This is a genomic window from Nostoc parmelioides FACHB-3921 (assembly GCF_014696625.1).
Lineage (GTDB): Bacteria > Cyanobacteriota > Cyanobacteriia > Cyanobacteriales > Nostocaceae > Trichormus > Trichormus parmelioides.
Genome location: NZ_JACJQL010000063.1, coordinates 14,431 through 33,910 on the forward strand (window position 1 = coordinate 14,431; position 19,480 = coordinate 33,910).

A 19,480-nucleotide genomic window follows, 5' to 3' on the forward strand; every position below is an offset into this window, starting at 1 on the left:
GAAAAGGAAAAGACCAGCAATACTACTTTTGCTGGTCTTACGTGCATATATAGTGTGGGTGCGAAAATTGTATGTTAGTCAAGCTCTGGCTCCTGTGTTTTGTCCCGTTTAGGTGGAATACGGGGCTTTTGTAGTGGCGGCTGATTATTAGCCACTACATCTTGAGCTTCCTGCGCGGAGAGATTGTCTTGTAAAATTTGAAAATCACTGATTCCGAGTTTTTCGGCTTTGAATGCGGGATTTTCCTGGTTAGGCTGTGGTTGTTTACGGTCTATGCTTAGGACTTGCTTAGTATGTTCTACTTGGAATGAAGCTTTATATAAGTCGTTTTCATATTCACGCTGCTGTTCCCCAAGACTTTTACCTCTAGTCATGATAGTGTCAATTACTGTCCTAATGAATGACTTTCTATCTGGGGATTCTTGTTTATTTTCAAATGTCTTCACTACCTTATCAAAAGTTTGTCTTACGAGTGAAGATACAGTATTTTTGGGTTGATTAGCTGTAGCTAAAGCTGATTTTTGGCGCTCTTTCAATCGCTCAAGTTGAGTAATGAGATTGTCAGCTTGAGATTGCTGAGGTTTCACATCCTTTAGACCTAATTTTGCTAAATATTGCTGAAGATATTGCTGTTTAAGAGCCTGCTCATCTTCTTCTGGATTACCTTTAGATAGCAATTGCCCTAATTCTTCTCGGACTTTTTGTTGACGATTAGGATCTGATTCTTGAGCCGAGGAATCTACTGACAGATATGGCTGTTGAGTAGGGGTTTCTTTAAGTACGCGAGATAATCTCGCTATCATCATATTATCGGAGATGCCCCCAGGATTTATTTCTCTAATTTTTTCCAGAGTAGAGGATTTTCTTACTTCCATAGGTTTGATTTTGGGCATCAATATTATTGATTATAACTCGATGTCATTAGATTTTGATTTATTATTTATACCCTGATAATGTCGATATTGAGGAGTTTGTTTCGGAGATAAATCTCCAACAGTATTAGGTGATTTATTTTGAGGAGAATATTCTAGTTGCACCCGCTTGGCGATTAACCTCAGATTTTCTAGGTCTTGTCCGCCAATCCTCATGACTAAAGCTTCGTTTGTCGATAGGTTAATCCTAACAGCTTCTCTATATAACCCATCACTTTCTTTTTTAGAAAGTTTCACTAACTCTTCACCAGTTTGTTTATCAGCTTCCGATTTCAGCCGATAATCTCCTATTTGTAAATGGCGAGACTGTGCTGTTTTTAAAGTATGATTCAGCAGTTGGGCGACTTCGGAAATTTCTAACTTCTTGACGACATCTTGTGTTCCCAATGGTGCGAGAGAACCTAGATGAGATTTTAGTGTTATTGCATCTTCATAAAATGAAGGCAGTTGAGTGACTGACTGAAATCTTTGATTAACATTGAGAAATTCCTGACGCTCTATCATTAGTAGAGTCTCTGAGTTTTTAATTACTGGTTCACCTTTTTTATTCATCTCAAATTGCATTAAAGAGTTAGAGAAATAACTCTCTTTCTCATCACCAGCACGATGAATACTGTAGGTGTCTTTGAATTTCCTAATAGTAAAGGCATCACTCCTGTAAACAGTGCTGCCATCGTCTAGTGCCTGTCCATATTTATCAAGCAGTTTTTTGGCAACAGTTACAATATCTTCATTTTCTTTTTCTTTCAAAAATTTTCTCGGTAAAGTTTGGGCATAGTTTGGCACTTTTTGTTTTGCTGCCCAATACTTTTGGCCTGTAGCAACTGTAGTAGGTTGGAACGCTCTTAAACTGGGGGAGAGGTGGGAATTAAAGTCGTCCGGTACATTTTCCCCTTGCTTCCCCTGCTCCCCCTGCTCATCCTGCTGCGCTTGCTCAGTGTTGGACTGTGGCTGTTGCAGTTCTGGGCTTGAGGGTGATGCCACACCAGTAGGAATCGCCTGTGCTACTTGTTCAGGGGACAAGTTTGCTGGGTTTTGTTTCACAGTGCCATCTTTAAGCTTTTCGTACAGCTTCAATACTTGCCCATTTTTTAGTTGAATCGTTAACCTCAAATCAGGTAATGGATTATTTTTCTCCCATTCTTCTAGAGATTGGGCATCATTGACTAATGCTTCAAACTTTTCTTGACCATTGTTAACAGTAAAATCATCTACGCCCTTGTCTGGCCCTGGTAAAGTCATAATACTGACTTTAGCCCCAGTTTCCTGGAGCAATTTTCCAGTCCTTAACTGCGCCTTGTGAACATTTGCCACAGTTTTTAGCCTAGTATCGTGGTCAAAGCAAAATTTGATGTCTCTTTTGGGAGTAGCGAACATGGCAAATTCTTCTCGTAACTGAGGCTGAATCAGGTTTCCCTGTTCGTCTTTACTACGGTAGCCTGCATTAATTCCTGGTAGCCCGATGGCAGCATGACCAAAGCTGAGTATGCTGGCTGCTTTTTTCGCGCCCTCAGTCACGATGACTGGTACATGGTGTTTCCACACACAGTACCAGAATCCTGATTGCCGATCGCTTTCGGTTGGGTCTACACCTGCTCTTTGATAAACCTGCGCCGCAATATCATCTGGCACATCCAGTAAGAAAGTCGATAATTGAGTTTTCGGCGGATGTTCATACTTAATAAATTTCCCTTCAATTATCTGACCATCCTCATCTTTTTTTGGTCTTGGCTGATCTGGCTTATAACATCCCCATTCTTTATGCGGGGCAGTTTCACCAGGGGTTAAACTCAAAAAGCTACGCGGATCTACTCCCGCATTACACCACCAACCATCTGTAGAATCCAGGTAAGAGTATGTTTTCAACATCTCATTAGATAATCTACCTGTATTTGTGCGCGGTAGTTTATCGCTAATCATCAACCGATCCCAAGCTTCATGTGAACCTCTTGCTTGGCTAAAGTGCAGACTTTGAAAGTTCATCTGTGCAATATCAGGCGCGATCGCACTCTTTTCGACTAGTTCCTGCCAATGATTGGGGTCGATATGTTCTGGGGGACAGACAGAGACTGACGATGCCTTTGATTGTGTTGGTGTAGAAATTAGGGGTGGTTGTGTCGCTGTTGTTGGTGGTGTAGTTTCTTTGCCAGATGATACGGGTGGTTGTGTTGGTTGGGATGGGGATGCTGGTGTTTGTGTTGCATTTGGTGTCGATGTTTCTGATTGCTCTGCCTCGGTGGTTACTGTGGACTTTAGGGGTGTTTGTGCTGAGGTGGTTGGTTGTGTAGATTCTGATGTAGATGCTCTAGAGGTGAATGATGTAGATGACACTTCTAATTCTTCCCCTTCAAAATCCCATTCGAGGTCTAGAGATGGGTCAATCTTTGCCCAAGAGTAACCCCCTGACTCATTCGGCTTGAGAACATAAGTCTCATCACCAATTTCTATCTTGGCTCGTTTATCCCATTCATATTTGAGGCGCTCTAATGATGTTTCAATTAAAGGAACTATCGCCTGATTCCAAATTTTTAAATTATTGTGAAAATCTTCTTGGGACAGTACCGTATAATTATTAAATATATTGACACTACGTTCATCAAACATAACTTTTCTCTATACTGTTGCAAGTATTTATATAAGCTTGGCGTAAGATTTTATATTGCCTCTTAGTCGCTTTTAAGCATTTCAAATCTATAATTTGACTTGGGGAAATTACTCGATTGAAAATAATATCTATTTGGATAGAGTTTTGACTATAAGTTATAAACGATACATATTGTAGGTCGCTCCAGCCAATCTCTTCTAAATATTGGCTAAGAATCTGTCGGAAAAATCTTTCTTCTAACAAGTCTTGAGTATTCTTAAATATGAGCTTAACGTAGATCCCAAATTTTTTGAGTTTGGGTCTTAGATGAGATTGCTTTTGGAAAGCATTAATAATACAGGATATGGGGTCAGAAAAATTGATAATGTTTGCCATCAGTCTTTTTTGAGTTTGGTCTAATATGGAAATAGGCTGAAAATCCCGCAAAGAATCTTCAATAATTATTAATTCCACTCCGACTCCGATTAATTTCTTTCCTAAAATAACGAGCGCGTGGTACGAATTGCGAATTGTATTAAAGCATGGATCTCACGCCATCGACAGATAACATTTGCACTCCCGGCTCTACAGGTTCAACAGGTATTGGTAGGCGACGATCTACTTCAGCTATTCTTTGGTCTAAATCTTGCTGTGTCGGCGTTGATTGAGTGCTTTTCATCGCCATTCTTACTACTAACTTATCCCAGTGTTTTTGATTGTATTCTTCAATTGATAATATCGATTTAGGAATTTTGATAGTTTTTAGTAGGGGAACTGAACCTTCATTTTTATTTGCATAAGCCGGATTTATAAATACACATTTTCCTGGTGGTAGTTTCAGAAATTGTGCCGATTCAAATAACTTTTTAGTTTTCTCTTGTTCACTGACTGTTGTACTGGGTTTACCTCCTCCAGTAGACCTACTTTTATGCTTGTATCTAATTTCTTCCTCTCCTAAATAACCAGAAAATAATTGCGCTGACTCATTCTCTCCAGGGTTGAAGATAAATTTAGTGCTACAAGCGCCCAGGATTGCTTTAGAAATTTCTTTACCATAGCTTTTCTCTAGCTGACCCATATTTTGAAAGCCGATAATCCCGCAAAACCCCTCAGAGCGTGATTCGTTGAGCCATCGATATAAATCTGGTAAATAAATCGAGGGTAATTCATCCAAAGCTACTATCAAGGGGTCTTTCCGCTTGGAGGCGATATTACGGGCGATTGTCATGTGTAAGATACTCGTCATCAAGGGGCCTACCGCATCCCGGCGTTCTCTGTCCAGCCCGAAAATAATCATCTGCTTACCCTTGATTTCCAAAGGTAAGGTTGTCTGACCAAGAAAGCATCCTAATGTGTTTTTCGCCATGAAGCGAGTGAACATGAGGCTGGCTGTAGCTGTGATGCCTGCCACTGTCTTCTCACTACCGGCTGAACTAAATAGCTGACCAAAGGCGATTCTAATCCAAGGATTGAGATTTGCTGCCATTAAACGGTTCACCATTTGTTCCGACGATAGTATGGCGGCGGCGGTCATGATGTCGGCGCGTTCTCCAAACTCTTTGGTCAACATCAATATCGCCTGAGTCAGCTGATCCCCAGATGGCCCGAAGAACCCATCTTCATTTGCATTAGATAAAATACGGAAATTCTTGTTAATAACTGTTGCTAATTGTCTAGCCGTTTCTGCATCACCTGAATCTCTTAAAAAGTCGAGGGGATTACATACGGATGTTTCAGCAAATCCTGGTGCAAATATGTGGACATCATACCCTTTCAATTTGGCATAGGCTATAACTTTCGCTTGAGATGGGTATTTAAAGTCATAAATTATACAGGGAAATCCTTGGTCAATTGATGAGTAAATCATCGGGTTGATGGCAGAGAATGTTTTTCCGCTACCTGGAGCGCCAATCGCTGCTGTTCCCCTTTGTGCATCTGGTACATATATTGGTATTGCACTACTACCTTTTTTAGTTTTTTCTCCTTTAAATTTGTGCTGACCAATAAATAAAGCTGCACTATCACATTTAGGCGATTCTATTTGCTTTATTGCCTTCTTCTTGGCATTGTTAGTTTCTTTGCTTCCCCCCCAGTAGCTTGAAGCTAACTTATTCTTTTTCGGGTTACTAAAAAATATTTGTAAGAGGAAATAAGCTCCTAATACTCCTAAAATTCCTAAGCCATTAGGAGTAAAAAAATAATGCGTATACTGTCCAACAGCATCATCAGGGTTTTGTAATTGCTCGAAGCGAAATTCCTGATTGTTGGTATTAGTAGTTTTTAAAAATTGGCTCATTTTGAAGAAGTCAGAAGAAACTTTTGGTCTACTTGTTTATACCAATTCACTAAAATAATGAAACAGATGTAAACCCCTAAACCCTTATAAAATCAGGCTTTCTCAATTGCGTTAACGGAGCGGGGCGTTAGCCCATTGCGAATTGCGTAGCTTGCTTCTCGCTTTGCGAGTATTGCGAATTGGTATTAGCTCTGGGTTCAAATTATTTAAGGTAGAGAATTGGGTTGACCAAAAACTATTGGGTCTTTTTCCCAATAATCAATAAAAGGCACATACCCAATAAAGTAGGGACTGCAAGTGCGAACAAATGCAATGCGTTTACAGATACGGAAGAACATCGCAGTTTGTACTTTGCCGCTTGCTTCATCAATATTCCACACTACTTGTTTAAATGCCGAGCCAAACGGATGTCTCCCTGTAGGTTCTTTTCCACCATTCAAGACTCTGAGTATCCCGAAACCTCCTCGGACAAGTTGTACTTTGCCAGATATCCACTGTGTCCCAGTGGTTCTTCCTACACCTGCCATCTCTACGTGGGCGCAGTTTGGCTGTAAACAGGGAACATTAAACCCTTCCTGATAACTGCCAGAGATGGAGCGAACGCGATTTGCCTCAATGTCTCGTAATACTAAATCGACTTTACCCACAAATGAAAGGTCGAGCGATCTGAGTCCTGGTAAATTATCCCAAGTTAGTGTGGATAATCCAGGCACACCAATAATTTTTGAATCTTGCCAATTAGCGAAGCGATTGATTGATGCGTTCTGAATATTAGGAATTGACGTGAGTGGGTAATTTCTTAGGTTAATTCCTCGCCCTAATTCAATATTACGTAAACTTGTATAGCGACTAGCATTAGCTATCGTACCGCCATTAATGCCAAATCTCCTGACAAAATCCCGGATGGGTCTAACACTACCCACACTTCTATTACCCAAGCTAGGAACGGCTCTGACCAAGTTTGGTAAGGTTTGCCATCTTGTTAATTGGAAATCAGACAGTCGTTGCTGATTTAAATTGATTCTTTGAACTCTAGCTATCGTTGAGAGGTTTAGACTTTCTATCGCCAATTCAGGGGTTTCAAAATCTCCTAGTTCCATAAACTCAGCAATACTTTGACCTGCCCTCCAGATTCTAGACTCTGTTCCTCTTGAAGTTGGGTATGTCACGCTGCCGTTTTCTCCTATAATCATGTCGCTAAAACGTAACCGTGACCAATCAGGGACAAACCCACTGGCTGAATTAACAATAGCAACTTGTGCTGATGCTCTGGGCATAATCAACCCAATTGCTTGATTAAGAATGCCGTATTTCCAAAAACTATGTATAAACAAAAAAAACATCAAGCCAAAAAATATTAAATATCTAACTCGCTCATCTTTTTGAGTCTTAAACTGTTGCTTATCTGATTTGGTTAACTGTTGAGAATTGTTAAGTTGCTTTGACTGATTTAGGAAAATGCCCAACATTAGATAAATCAAAGATTTATTCTCGGATTGGTTTGATTGCTCTGGTTGCTGATTCATATATTTAGATATTTAAAGATGGACTTTGACCAAGTTGAATTAATTTATTGACTAATTCCATTGAAACTACTGCTTTATTAGCCGCCGTTGACAATTCATCACCTTGAAGCAAGTAGGTAATTAATTGTTCAATGCGACCATGAAGTGCAGATGATGGAGTCAGCAATTTATTTCTGATTGCCACTGCCACTCCGTATCTAATTTGTCTAGTAGTATTTATGGTTTGTGTGATGGGCTGTAATCTACGCGGTGGTAGTGTAGCCAATGCAGCAGGCTCGTCATTGATAATGGCAATTTGGCTATACTGCGGTTTGCCATTAGACGGCGCTAGTTTGAAGTGGTACGATTTGCGCTCTCCGGTTGCTGTTTGAGTAATTATAGTCAAGTGTGTTGTTGCGACTGTTGGCAAACCACGAATAGAGAGTTTTTTAATCCGACGTAAGTGAATCAGTCCTGCCCCTGGTTGTTCACACTCAGAGTCAACCCCTTTTAAGCATCCATCGGTATCTATCAAAATTTGTGATGGGTCATCAATCCATACTCTCTGAATGGTTTCACCCACCCCATAAAATGAAATGTTCACCCCGTGACCATTCCACACATTGATTGTTTGGAGTTTGGCATTAGTACCACTGGCAAGTGATTGTCTTACCCGTCGCACAACTGGAGTGGCTACCGCCGCCAGTGGCTGACACAACACAAAGGCGATCGCACTACAAATGAGTAACTTTTTCATGGTTCTTCCATCTCCAAAGTGCGGTTAACCAAGAATGTTACACGGGTGGAAGCAGGGATGTACCAGATATTGGGACGAGACTGAATTTCTTCGGTAGAACTCCGAGCGCGTTCACCTAAAATAGACGACATAGAGCCGAATGCACCCTCCAGCAGCGCCCCGGTTAGGTTGCGCCTATTTCCACTGCTACGTCTGCGAATCCTGCCCGTAAATTCATCTTCAATTTCTTCTTCACTCTCTGGTTGATTAATCACCTCACCGACTTTGCTTAAAGCTGAAACTACCCCAACAGTCAAATCACCTCTTGCAATATCACCACCTCTGTCGTGAAATTTCCGGGCAATCAAGGGCTGACTATTATCTCCTAATACAGTGATTGCACCTGGTTTGATTGAGTATTCGGTGTTGTTGAGAATGATGCTGCGTACTTGAGCGTTCGCATGATTCGCTCCGTCCACTGACACTAATTCAATTGCTAATAAACTGCCATCAGGAATGGCTATCTGCCCATGATTGTCTTTCAACTCCCCTGTAAGCTTTGCTACATAACGTCTTGGGTCATCTGGAGTAGCGTTGCCATTTGGATTTCTGTCGGATTGTTCTTTAATTAGTGGTGTCACCAAAACCCCACTCGCCATCTGCCCTACTACCAGATATTGAGCTTTACGCCCTTGGATAATCTGGCTTTCCTCTGGTAAGTAGTTTTTAGTATTAGACTTAACTGATGACCACCTGGAGCGAATCTTTTCAATTCCCGTATCTTCTACAGTTTCCTCATTTGTTGACAATGCTTGTTCATCATCAGTTTGAGACAGTGGCTGCCCTGTATTGACATTTGTTTGGGTATCAATGTCTGCTTTTGCTGTAGTTATTATTTGATTATCGTCATTACCGCCATTACTGCCATAAACCACTTGACCAAATGACCCGATTGAGCGCAGTCGCTCAATTTCTGCAATTGGGTCGGGTGCTGGTGTTGAAGCCGCCACTAAATTACTTTGGGGTACGGAGTATGTAGAGTATGTCCTTGGTGATGATGAGTTAGTTCTTGATTGTGGTGAATAAGTCGTTGATGGGGATGAATAAATTCTTGGCTGTGGTGGCGCAGATGATACTTGCACCCCTTGAGTTTGTTTGGCTACTGGTTTAAGTTCTTGAGTAGAAGAGTTTTGTACTGGGGCTGGTGTTTTTTCCTTGTTTTGATTCAGCTTCTCTAATTGTTCTTGCTGTTTGGCCAGAGCCAACTGTGCATAAACATCCCCATCGGAGTTGTTTGATTGCCCTGTTGCTTGTGTTGAGTTTTGTTCGTTTTGGTCGGCATTATTAGCTGTTTGTTTACCATTAATGATGTTATTAAACAGGAAATAAAACACTAAAAAACCAATCCCTAATGGTACACCAATTATCCCTATCCTTGACCAAGGTGATGTAATTAAATTATGCTCGGTTAAATTTTGCTTCTCGTCTATAGGCGGTAATTTATCGTCTAATTTCTCTTGTTCATCATCAAGATTTATTATTTCATCAACTGTTAAGGGATTGTGATTCATCGGCTTTTCCCTAAATTCAAATCTACTATTTGTGTTATTTCTAGTCCACTTTTGCGGATTTTATAGATTTTTAATGCTAATTCTGTAGTATCCTCTGGGGGCTTTTGTGGGGTGGTGACAGCTTCTACTGTTACTGTTTTATTTAGCGCTATTCCGTTCCCCGCATTATCTAGCTTTCTAAAAGTAACTAATGTTGATTGAAAATCTATTTCCCACTTGCCATCTCTAATTTTTCGGGGAGGGGATATGTAGTGGGGAATTAGCGCCACTCGCATATTGCCGCTAAACACTTCTGGGTCTGTCAAAAGTGATAATCTCCGCAGGAATGCTGCACGAAACCCAAGTCTGTCTGATAGTGCAAATGCTGCTTCGTATGCCCTAGAAGTAATTTTTCTACTTGGGTTATTATCTACTCCCTTGATTTCTACGCCAGGGTCAGTTTCTACTATTAACTTCCCTTGCTCATTATTTTTCTGAACTAATCCATCCCAATTAAACAGCCCCACAAATGAATCTGAGACAAACTGCTTTATCGTTTCATCTGAGCGTTCAGTGGGTTCTACTGCTTTGGCATAAATTGTTTCGCCTGACGACAACTGAACCAGTGAGGGGACTTCATTCCTGACTAGCTTCCTAATTGCTCCATAGTTGAGAAATTGAAGGCAGAGTGAAATACTCCCCATTAAAAATGCAACTACCGCTATAATTGCTATTCTTGTAGGGATTGATGACCCAGAAGAGAGGACTGTATTTTTCTTTTGGTCTTTCGGTTTAGATTTAGATTTAGGAATTTTTAAATTAATCAGGTTTAACATAATTTCATTTGTGACAATCAAGACCTTTAATCAGTAACAGCCAACATAGTTAAAGCTCCCCAGCCTCCCCTGCTGCCCCAGCTTTATTTGGGACGAATAAATTTAGCCACTCCACCAGCACCGCCCGTTACTACAGTTACAGCAACATCTTTAGCGAAATTTTTCGCCTCATCTGCGGCTTTGTTAATCTGCATTAATAGCGAAATACCTCCACCTGCGGCTAAACCTGTAGCTAACGCTGGCGCAAAAATTCCAATTGTAAATAAGAAAAATAGTGGTTGATCTGCACGCGAATTTGCAATTAATTCAGCAGCAAATCCGGCAATAATATTAAAACTCAGTTTGGCTAATCCCACGGAAAAATACCCCGTCAACCACGCCAGCATCGGTTTTGCACCATAGGGCAACAACGAACCCCCTACCGCTAATGGCCCCAGATAAGCCGTCAGCAGCATCGTTAGCTCAATGCCCCACTGATATGCTCCTGATAGTCCTACTAATATATTGGTAATGTTTTCTGCTACCACTGAACCCACAAAGGCACTGAAAGGGGATAGTAGTACTTGAATTGGATTTGCTCCTGATTGTATTGCCTCTTGTGGAGCGCGTACAATCCTATCTATTCTGTCTATCAACCAAGCAAAAGGCCCGTTTGCTCGAAAATATTGTGGATACTGCTGTGATAATGATTGCTTGGCTTGTTCCAAACACTGCACTGTTTCGGAGGGTGAAAGTTGCGATGTACGGCAAGCTTCAATCTCCCTGCCTATGGCCGCTCTGACTGCTGCTACTCCCATTGCTTTTGAGTATGCAGCACGTAAGTCTACTCCTACTGCTGTTCTGGTCAGTACGTAGTTGTTAACATTATTGATGTAATCTTTTATTGCAACTGTTGTTCTTCCCAGCAGTTGTCCATTATTTGCTAACAATGTGGCAATAATTAATGGCCAAATAAACGAGCTAAACGCTCGTTGCTCTTCATTATTTAATACCTGTTTTGTCCACTCCAATATATAAAATCCCAACGTAGTCAGGGCGAATAACGTTCCCACAGTACAAAGAGAACCATACAGTTGTCCTCCTATTACTTCTTGCCATAATTCATTAAATCCTTGAGCTACTCCAAGTGACACCTGCGCGGCTCTATCGGCTAAATTATCATTAGAAATTACACCACCCGGAATTTGACTCAATAAATATATCAACATCTTATTTTCTCGCAGATATCTAGTTATTTATTCTCTCGCTGGGTCTAACACAGACATAAATACTAATTCCTGAGTCAAAGAGGCTTGCCCTGTTGTCCTGAGTTCTTCTTTTGTGGTGGAATTAGCCAGATTTTCTGCTACTTGAGACAACATCAAATTCGTTTGGGCTGAATCTTGTCTTCCTGCTAATGAATCAGCATGAAAGCGTGTTATTGCTGATACCACCTGCGCGTTTTGTGCTGCTAAGACTTTTAGGATATTTTGTGAAGCATCTAATGATTGTGCTTGTTGGGCGAGAGCCTGTGTTTCCCCGGATATTTGCGTGGTGGCTTTGATTTTTTCTTTCGTATCCTGTTGTCCTTCTAGCCCTAATGTAGAGTTGACAGCCGCACGGGTTATGTTTCTTTCCAATCTTCCTGTTAGCGTTTTTGTTTCTGGTAATGAGCGACTATTTCTCAGTCTTTCCCTTAACTCTTGGGTACTTAAAATCGGGTCTGGTGTCCCCATTTCTCCGATAGCTGATTGAATTGATTCTTTTGCATCTGTTGATATATTTGCCCAGGAATCATCAATTTGTTGCTGTACTTCTTTCTCTAATCTGCTGTACTCTTCCTTGACATCGTTGAATATCGAACTGATGAAATTGGGGATTGATAATCCAAATGCTAAACTTGGTGTACTCACTGATACTACTGCTAGCACAATCGTACTTGGTAAAATAATTTTTGTGCTGATTTTCTTCATAGCTACGATACCTCCCTTAAAGTTTGTTTCAATAATTGTTTTGCTTGGGCTGATAGTTCTTCTCCTCGAATCATCCGTATATAATCTTGACTAAACTTGTATAATCCCAACAAAGGATTATCTTTATATTTATTCAGGAATACATATCTGAGTTCTTGTTCTGCTGGATTGTTTGCTACCGCCGCCAACAAACAGTAAGCTGGATAGTAACGGCAGAATGTTAACTTGCCATTATCATCTAATAACCAGCTAGAATAAATCCCTTCTTTCTTCGGATAAAAAGACTCCGTACTATTCCTACTAATAATGGAATAGGGATATTTGAATCTTTCCACGAATGGGTCAATCGCTGATGATTGTATCCTCCCTACTAATCGGGTGGTAATGTTAGCAAATATTTTTTGGGCTGATTTACTTTGATATATACTTTCACATTCTTGGGCTGATAATATTACTCTAATTCCTGCTTTTGCACCATTAGCACACAAGCGTCCAATTAACTCGGAAATCGCCTCAAATTGAAACAAAATTGGTGCTTCGTCAAGGAAAAATATCGAAGCTTTTGATGACAGTGCGCGACGCAGTGCCGCAGCATAGGCACTGAGTGCAAGTATGGCTGCATCACTGTCGCTAGATAAATTCCTCAGTGCAAATACCAGTAGTTTGGCATCAGCCCGAAAGCTGGAAGGAGACGATATTGACTGCCCTACCTTGGTTGACAGCCAATACTTTAATCTCACCTGTATCTGTCCCAATGCTTGAGAAACTTCACTACTATTTGTTGATAGTGAATCTAGGTTTATATACCCTGGTGAGCAATACTTACAAAAGTCTTTTAAGGTTGGTGTATCGAGCCACTCTTTTGTCCCTAATCCTGCCCTCAATGCTGCTTGATAGCGTAGTTTGATTTCATCATCATTGAAGAATGTTTGCAATGCCAATGATATCAGCGATTCGATGAGTGATGTCACAGAGAAACTCACACCTATCGGGTTTGTGCCGATAATCATTGTCATTAATGTTGATTTGAGAAATTCCTGAAAATCGGACATTCGCTCTTTGATGATTTCTTCACTCATCGAACGCAGGTCGGGCAATTCAAATAGGTTGTTATATTCTTTGGCTATATCAAAATATGCTCCTTGCTCTCCTAATAATTTTGTGTAATCAGTAAATGTGGAAGTCCCATCTGGTTTCGGATAATCCAGTGCAATGACTGGGATCGACATCGCCAACGCCGGGGTTAAAATTCCTGCCACCAGCACCGATTTACCAGAACGAGTCGTCCCAAATACTGCGAGGTTTTTATGCGAATGGTACAAGTCCAGATGTACAGGTGTGCCGCCTTCTTCTGCAATTAACTCAAACCCATTGCGATCTCCTGTGGCTGTCCTAATTAGTGGTGTTAGCCCTGGTGCTTCGCTAGAGAAGTACACTAGACGGCGGTTGAATGGTTTGGAGAGTAATGCTTCCCAGGCAATGGGGCTACATTGTAGCCACAGCTTCCAGGCATATTCCACTTCACGAGATACTATTGCCGGTCGCAGAAAACAACTTGCTAAATACCGACAGTCCTCTTCTAATTTTTGTAAATCGCTGCGATGTACTAAAAACACCACTGCTGTATTTAGCACAACACTACCCTGGTATAGTGTGCGTTGCGCTTCTACTGATGATTCGATATTAAGTCCTGCCTTAACATCAATGTTGCCCCTATCTGTTGACATCGAAGTTGATGTTATCGACTGTTTAGTTAATCGCTGTAAATTTACCTTGGCTATACCTTGATTAGCCTTTGTTATTTGACAAAATATTTCTGTATCCGCTACCTTTTCTTTGGAAATTGCTGACCGCAAGTAGCGCAACTGTGAATATTCGTCTACCCATCCCCCTGGTTTATGGCTGAAATTTAGCGCTCCTATATATTTATCTTGAAGTTTTACCCACTTCTTATCAAATATGGGTACTGATTTCTCGTTCCCCAGCATCAAATGCCTGATATGAAATTCACTTGTTTGTGTCTCGATTAGCTCATCATCCGTTAGTTTTAGCCGATTGGGAATTTGGGGGGGTTCATCAGGGTTGAATGTATCCCACAATAATTCCCAGATTTCTTCTGCCGAGAGGGGCGTTACGCTTAATCCCATTTTATTAGCAAGAAGTTGTTCCCAATTTTGAAATCCATCCCCGAACGAACTGCGTAATATATTTTCTACACGATCCTTATTTAGTTGGTGAATCTCTCCCGTAAATTGATACCAAAGTTTTTGTAACTTCTTCAGTCCTATTTCTGCTAAATCTTCTAGTTTTTCATCCTCCTCTACTGTGTAGCTACACCATAACCTCAAGAATTTATTCTTTCTCAATCCCAACGCGGTTAGCTCTTTTATACGTAACCTCTCACTACGTAATAATAGTTTTATTGGTTCTATTTGACATTGAGACTCAATTGTTTTAATTTCTCTTTGTCTTAAATAATCATCGGTAAATGAGCCAAAATGTATTGTTAGGGATTCTCGCTCTGGTATCTCTTTTAGCCCTCCCTCTATCCCCTCAAAAATTGGCTGAATTTGCTCTGTCGTTAGGTTGGGGTGGATTCCCAAACAATCAAAGGCAAATCTCACTTGAATATTGGATTTCTTTTTTATTATTAATGCTCCTATAGATTGCCTCCCTCCTAGTTCCATTTCACAAATACCTGCCAAATCTACCACGTCTTCAAATGGTGTTAGCGTTAATGTTTTTTTCCCTAGTTTCTCTTCATTTCGCTTAGGCATACTTTCTTATATATAGGAGTTTTTCACCAAAGTTTTTTATGTTTTAAATCTTATAAATTAATACTTATGAACAAGAATATTAAATAATAAATTTTTCCTCCCCTGCTCCCCTTGCCTCTTCTGGGTGGATTAATTAAAGATACAAACACCATATATCCTCTACTAATGCGGGGAGTTCCTACAAATTTTCCTAAAAAGCTTTTATTTGCTGATACAAACCACCATGTCGCACATCCCCAGAAAGACGCAAATAATGTTGCTAACCATCCCCAGACCAGGACATAGTAGACGACAAATATACACGCTATTACTATTGCTAACCAAGGAAATATTAGTTCTGTAGGGATGGGGCCTATTTTTGGTTGTGTTCCTAGTGTCTGATTTACGACACGAAATTTTTTATTTTCCGGCATATATACTATTCCTTTTAAGAGGTAGAAAATCGGAAGTTGAAAATGATTTCTTCCAACTTCCAATTTCCTAGTTCTGACTTATTAATTCACCTCCTATTTTTCGTCTAGATGATTAATGTCGTTAAGAAATCTGCTGCAAACACTCCAGTCAAGACAACCAATGGCGTTCTCGCCGCACTTGCCCAGTCTTCATCTCTTCGTACTGCTTGAATCACGTTGACTACCGATACGGCTATGTACAACAAGAACAATATCCGCAGAATATTAAAAATACCTGTAATTGTTGCCGCCGTATCCGCGTTAGCTGCTCCTGCAAATCCTGTATTGGTTATCCATTGTTGGGCGTTTTGAAAGAATTGTGCTTGGGCTGGTGCTGAAGCGAAGTCCAACATGAATATTAATGTTAGCATTGCAAATAGTATGGCGTAGATGTTTATTCCATACTTGCGTTGTTTCTTTTCCAACTTGGTCAACAATTCATTGATCTTACTTTGGAAGACTACTGCCATTGCTCCTGCTAGAATTAGTCCGCCCAACATGATTCCATGCAGGCTCATGGATGATACCATCAGTACCCCATTGACCCACATCAATCCTGCTGTTGTGCTTTCAACTGCTTTGTTTCTGCGCCTAATTTTTGATGGCGCTTCTTTATAATCTGATGTTTCTTCTTCTCTATCTAGATAGTACGTTTGCATACTTGCCTCAACAATTACCATCAGCAACTATGAACTTAGTATTCAATTGTTCCCGGCTATTTTCAACTGACAAACTGCTAAACTTCATGTGAAGAAATGCTTGTATTTTCTACATTTTGTTAGGTACAACAAGATAATTTTTGTGACCGACTACTTGTACTCGTTGCCATGTTTTAGGTATAGAGATTTACTTTCTCTGCACAAATGTTTGTACTGTCTGCATTTTGTCAGGTCAAAGGCGAACCTTTTTGTGAAAAAATGCTGCGAGTCTCTGCATTTTGTCAGGTACTTGAGTGCAATTTGGTTGTTAACTATCGAAGTTTCATAGTTTAGCCAAGCCCATCAATAAGTTAATGGGCTTGAAACTATAAATTTTAAATAAACTTGAAACACCTCACTTTGGCAAGTAAAGCCCAGTGCTATCATTAGGACGGACATGAGTGTAGCGTCCAGTTTGTTCTAGCGATGAATGTCCTAAAGTGGCCTGTAGCAGTTGTATGGGTGCGCCCCGCTCCAAACTGTGAGTTGCGTGAGAATGCCTCAACCAGTGCGGGGATACATTACCAGAAATCTCTGCTGCAACAGCCGCATCAGCGACAATTTTGCGGATACGCCTCTCACCAATCGCCCCACCTTTACGACTGACAAACACTGGTGCATCGGCAAAGGTGCTAGTTCTTTGTGCTACTAAATCTTGATAAACACTTTTGGGTATGACTACAGTTCTGGTCTTCTGTCCCTTACCGTAAAGCGTCACTTGCCCGTTCCCTTCATGCCCAGGCTGCACTGAACGCCAAGTTAAACTCGCAATCTCACTCACCCTTGCACCCGTATAATACAGCAGTTGAATTACCAGTCGGTCGCGTCCTTTTGGTGCATGGGCAATCATCATTATTACTTCTAATTCGGTGAGAATGCGTTCGGCTAGCTTGTCTTTCGGTTGGGGTAATGGCACTTGCGCCGCGACATTAAATTTTGTCCACTCCACCTCATGGGCGAATCGCAGCAAACTCTTGATCGCTGCTATTCTTCTTGCACGAGTTGACGTTTCATATTCTTTAGTTTCCAGGTAATCAGCGAACGCCATCACGTCATTCATGATGACTGTTCGCAAATCTAAATCATTGAGTTGTACTTGTTTTGGACTTACACCTAACACGAAACCGATGAACTGACGGATATCTGTGTCATAAGAGCGTCGGGTTTGCGGCGATAGCTTGCTACTTTTCCACAGCTCCACTATTTGGGCAGTGTTGGTAACATCTGCCATCTTCTGTACACAGTTTTCTGCCCCCGGTGTTCGCATTTAATTCATTTAGGGACACAATAAATGGACAATCAAGCGTTCGTGCCTCTTTCTTAATTATCAATTCCTGGGGTATTTTAATTTCTCCTCTTCATGAATTTTCTCTTCTGGGCGGAGCATCGTCACACGACGAGGTAGCCCTGTGCGACGATGCTCCGCCGTAGGACAATGGAGTGCCAGTTAACCCCAGGGCTAGTTGTTACCATTTTTGCTCAGTCTCTACTGAGAGTGGCGGGAAGTCTTCTGCTGGGGGTCAACGAAAGATATAGGGGTTCGCACTCTAAGATCCGAAAACTTACATTATCGGATCTGACTAAAACAAAGTCAGAGAATTGTCGTAGGGCATTTTTTTAGATTTATTGAGGACTAAATTTGCCCAAAATCCATCGGCAAAACATCCTCACTTAGTAGCGAGTAAAATTCCGGGACTGCCGCTTCGAGCGATCGCACCTCAGCCTCAGCGATCGCCTCCAACTCCAGCACGACCAGCCAGCGCAAGTCAGTTCCCCAGCGCTGGAGAATGCCCTTAATTGCTTCCATCCCTTGAGAAATACTAGAACGCAGCATTTCTACACCGTGAAGTATGGTAGTTCGGTCAGGAGAATATGCACAGGGGCAAGAATCTTTCTCCCCTGCTCCCCTGCTCCCCTGCTCAAGAACCGTAGTCGTCCCCTCCTTATAAGGGGAATTTCCTATACCATTAGTGAGGGGGGTGAATACCACATCTTCACCGTAGGCTGACTGATACTGTGCTTGATTTTCGGCTCTTTTTGCTTGCCGATGAGCGATAACTTGTAATGCAAACTCTAGTTCTTTCTTCGATAACGAGAACAGCTTCACCTGTTGACCTCTTCGCCCCTGCTTACGATAGGTCAGCTTCAGTCCCAGTTGATCCAATAAAATCCCCAACAGCCAGATTGGTTGACAGTTGGGGGGAATGGTGAAGCCGAGTATTGCTTTGATGTGAGCAGCGCAGTCGATGGCGATCGCCGACATATTTAATAGATGTGCATCGTCCGCCCGAACTTCCTCCCCGGCGACGAGTCGAGTCAAAAGATGCTGCAATCCCAGGTTGTATCGGGCTAACCACCGCGCCGAGTAGTTGCCCCAATCCATGCAGAATGGCAGTTTGTCTCGTTCGGCTCGGTCTTTGTTGGTGACAAGATCAGGTGGTATAGGGTACTGTTTACCATTGTCATCAATAATTGAATCTGGTGGTGAAAGGATGGCTTCAAGTGCGGCGATCTCCCCAACCAACCGACCACCGTTATCTTGTTCAACAAGTTCTGGTGTAACTTCCATGCCGTAGGAGTCCCAAATACGGAATTTTTCACACTCGTAGACTTCTTCGGGTGAAAGATAGTCTTTACTTTGACGAGCGCGGTACTCACTTTTAGAAATATTATTCGCCCTAGCGACGGCATGATGGTGAGCCGAGTCGAGAGCATCTGCCGCAGTTTTGAGCAGTTCCCAAGCTGGGGCATCAAGCTCGTCACCCACTGGTACAATTTGATTGCCCATCTGCTTCAACAATTCGCGTAAGTCGGTGCGTAAGTTATTAATCGACTGATGACGAGCAGATTTGATTTTGCAGTAAGCCTCAAGCGCCCAGTCTTTTTCAGCCCCGCGCTTACCTGTTTCTCGGTCAATCCGCAGTAAGAAAGCCGTAATCTCGTTAGTTTGTAGCAGCCGTTCTTTAATCTTAGTCGGGTTAGTGTCGAGGTATCCAAATGGGGGTTTAGGGGCCACCCAAACGTGAAGCGGGACTTTTGGGCGATACCTCCAAAGCTGTTGAGCGCATTCGGTGGCTGTCTGCGAAACTCCGTGAAATACACCAAACACTGCATCAAAGTGATACTGCGAGATGTCAACCCCAGTCCCCAGGCTGGGAGAAG

The 19,480-nt window shown here is 41.6% G+C and carries 14 protein-coding genes and 1 pseudogene; all 15 read right to left on the reverse strand.

What is annotated here, in order from left to right:
- Positions 1-74: 74 nt before the first annotated feature.
- Positions 75-875, reverse strand: a complete 801-nt coding sequence (locus H6G14_RS26405; protein WP_190571108.1) for a hypothetical protein — start codon at positions 873-875, stop codon at positions 75-77.
- Positions 876-905: 30 nt separating this feature from the next.
- Entirely contained in the window at positions 906-3,536 is a 2,631-nt protein-coding gene (locus tag H6G14_RS26410; protein ID WP_190571109.1) for a DUF3854 domain-containing protein, read from the reverse strand.
- Positions 3,529-3,990 (reverse strand): relaxase/mobilization nuclease domain-containing protein, encoded by a 462-nt coding sequence (locus tag H6G14_RS26415; protein ID WP_190571111.1) that lies wholly within the window; start codon positions 3,988-3,990, stop codon positions 3,529-3,531. The genes H6G14_RS26410 and H6G14_RS26415 overlap by 8 nt, the downstream gene beginning before the upstream one ends.
- A 61-nt stretch (positions 3,991-4,051) precedes the next feature.
- On the reverse strand, positions 4,052-5,812 hold the full coding sequence (locus H6G14_RS26420) for a type IV secretory system conjugative DNA transfer family protein (protein ID WP_190571113.1): 1,761 nt from the start codon (positions 5,810-5,812) through the stop codon (positions 4,052-4,054).
- Positions 5,813-6,018: 206 nt separating this feature from the next.
- A complete protein-coding gene (locus H6G14_RS26425) occupies positions 6,019-7,338 on the reverse strand; it encodes a hypothetical protein (RefSeq protein ID WP_242053703.1) in 1,320 nt (439 codons plus the stop codon).
- 4 nt (positions 7,339-7,342) lie between these two features.
- A complete protein-coding gene (locus H6G14_RS26430; protein WP_190571115.1) occupies positions 7,343-8,074 on the reverse strand; it encodes a hypothetical protein in 732 nt (243 codons plus the stop codon).
- A complete protein-coding gene (locus H6G14_RS26435) occupies positions 8,071-9,624 on the reverse strand; it encodes a TrbI/VirB10 family protein (protein WP_190571118.1) in 1,554 nt (517 codons plus the stop codon). The genes H6G14_RS26430 and H6G14_RS26435 overlap by 4 nt, the downstream gene beginning before the upstream one ends.
- Positions 9,621-10,439, reverse strand: coding sequence for a hypothetical protein (locus H6G14_RS26440; protein WP_190571120.1), 819 nt, complete (start codon positions 10,437-10,439; stop codon positions 9,621-9,623). Before H6G14_RS26440 ends, H6G14_RS26435 begins: the two co-directional genes overlap by 4 nt.
- A gap of 83 nt (positions 10,440-10,522) precedes the next feature.
- Complete coding sequence (locus H6G14_RS26445; RefSeq protein WP_190571122.1) at positions 10,523-11,647, reverse strand: hypothetical protein; 1,125 nt, start codon at positions 11,645-11,647, stop codon at positions 10,523-10,525.
- Between the two features lie 27 nt (positions 11,648-11,674).
- Entirely contained in the window at positions 11,675-12,391 is a 717-nt protein-coding gene (locus tag H6G14_RS26450) for a hypothetical protein (protein WP_190571124.1), read from the reverse strand.
- Positions 12,392-12,393: 2 nt separating this feature from the next.
- On the reverse strand, positions 12,394-15,168 hold the full coding sequence (locus tag H6G14_RS26455; RefSeq protein ID WP_190571126.1) for a hypothetical protein: 2,775 nt from the start codon (positions 15,166-15,168) through the stop codon (positions 12,394-12,396).
- 50 nt (positions 15,169-15,218) lie between these two features.
- Positions 15,219-15,581, reverse strand: coding sequence for a hypothetical protein (locus H6G14_RS26460; RefSeq protein WP_242053705.1), 363 nt, complete (start codon positions 15,579-15,581; stop codon positions 15,219-15,221).
- Positions 15,582-15,685: 104 nt separating this feature from the next.
- Positions 15,686-16,279 carry a hypothetical protein gene (locus H6G14_RS26465; RefSeq protein ID WP_190571129.1) on the reverse strand — a complete coding sequence of 198 codons (594 nt, stop codon included), beginning with the start codon at positions 16,277-16,279 and terminating at the stop codon, positions 15,686-15,688.
- Between the two features lie 394 nt (positions 16,280-16,673).
- Positions 16,674-17,585 carry a tyrosine-type recombinase/integrase gene (locus H6G14_RS26470; RefSeq protein WP_190571130.1) on the reverse strand — a complete coding sequence of 304 codons (912 nt, stop codon included), beginning with the start codon at positions 17,583-17,585 and terminating at the stop codon, positions 16,674-16,676.
- 366 nt (positions 17,586-17,951) lie between these two features.
- A pseudogene (locus H6G14_RS26475) lies at positions 17,952-19,480 on the reverse strand (bifunctional DNA primase/helicase); the annotation flags it as partial.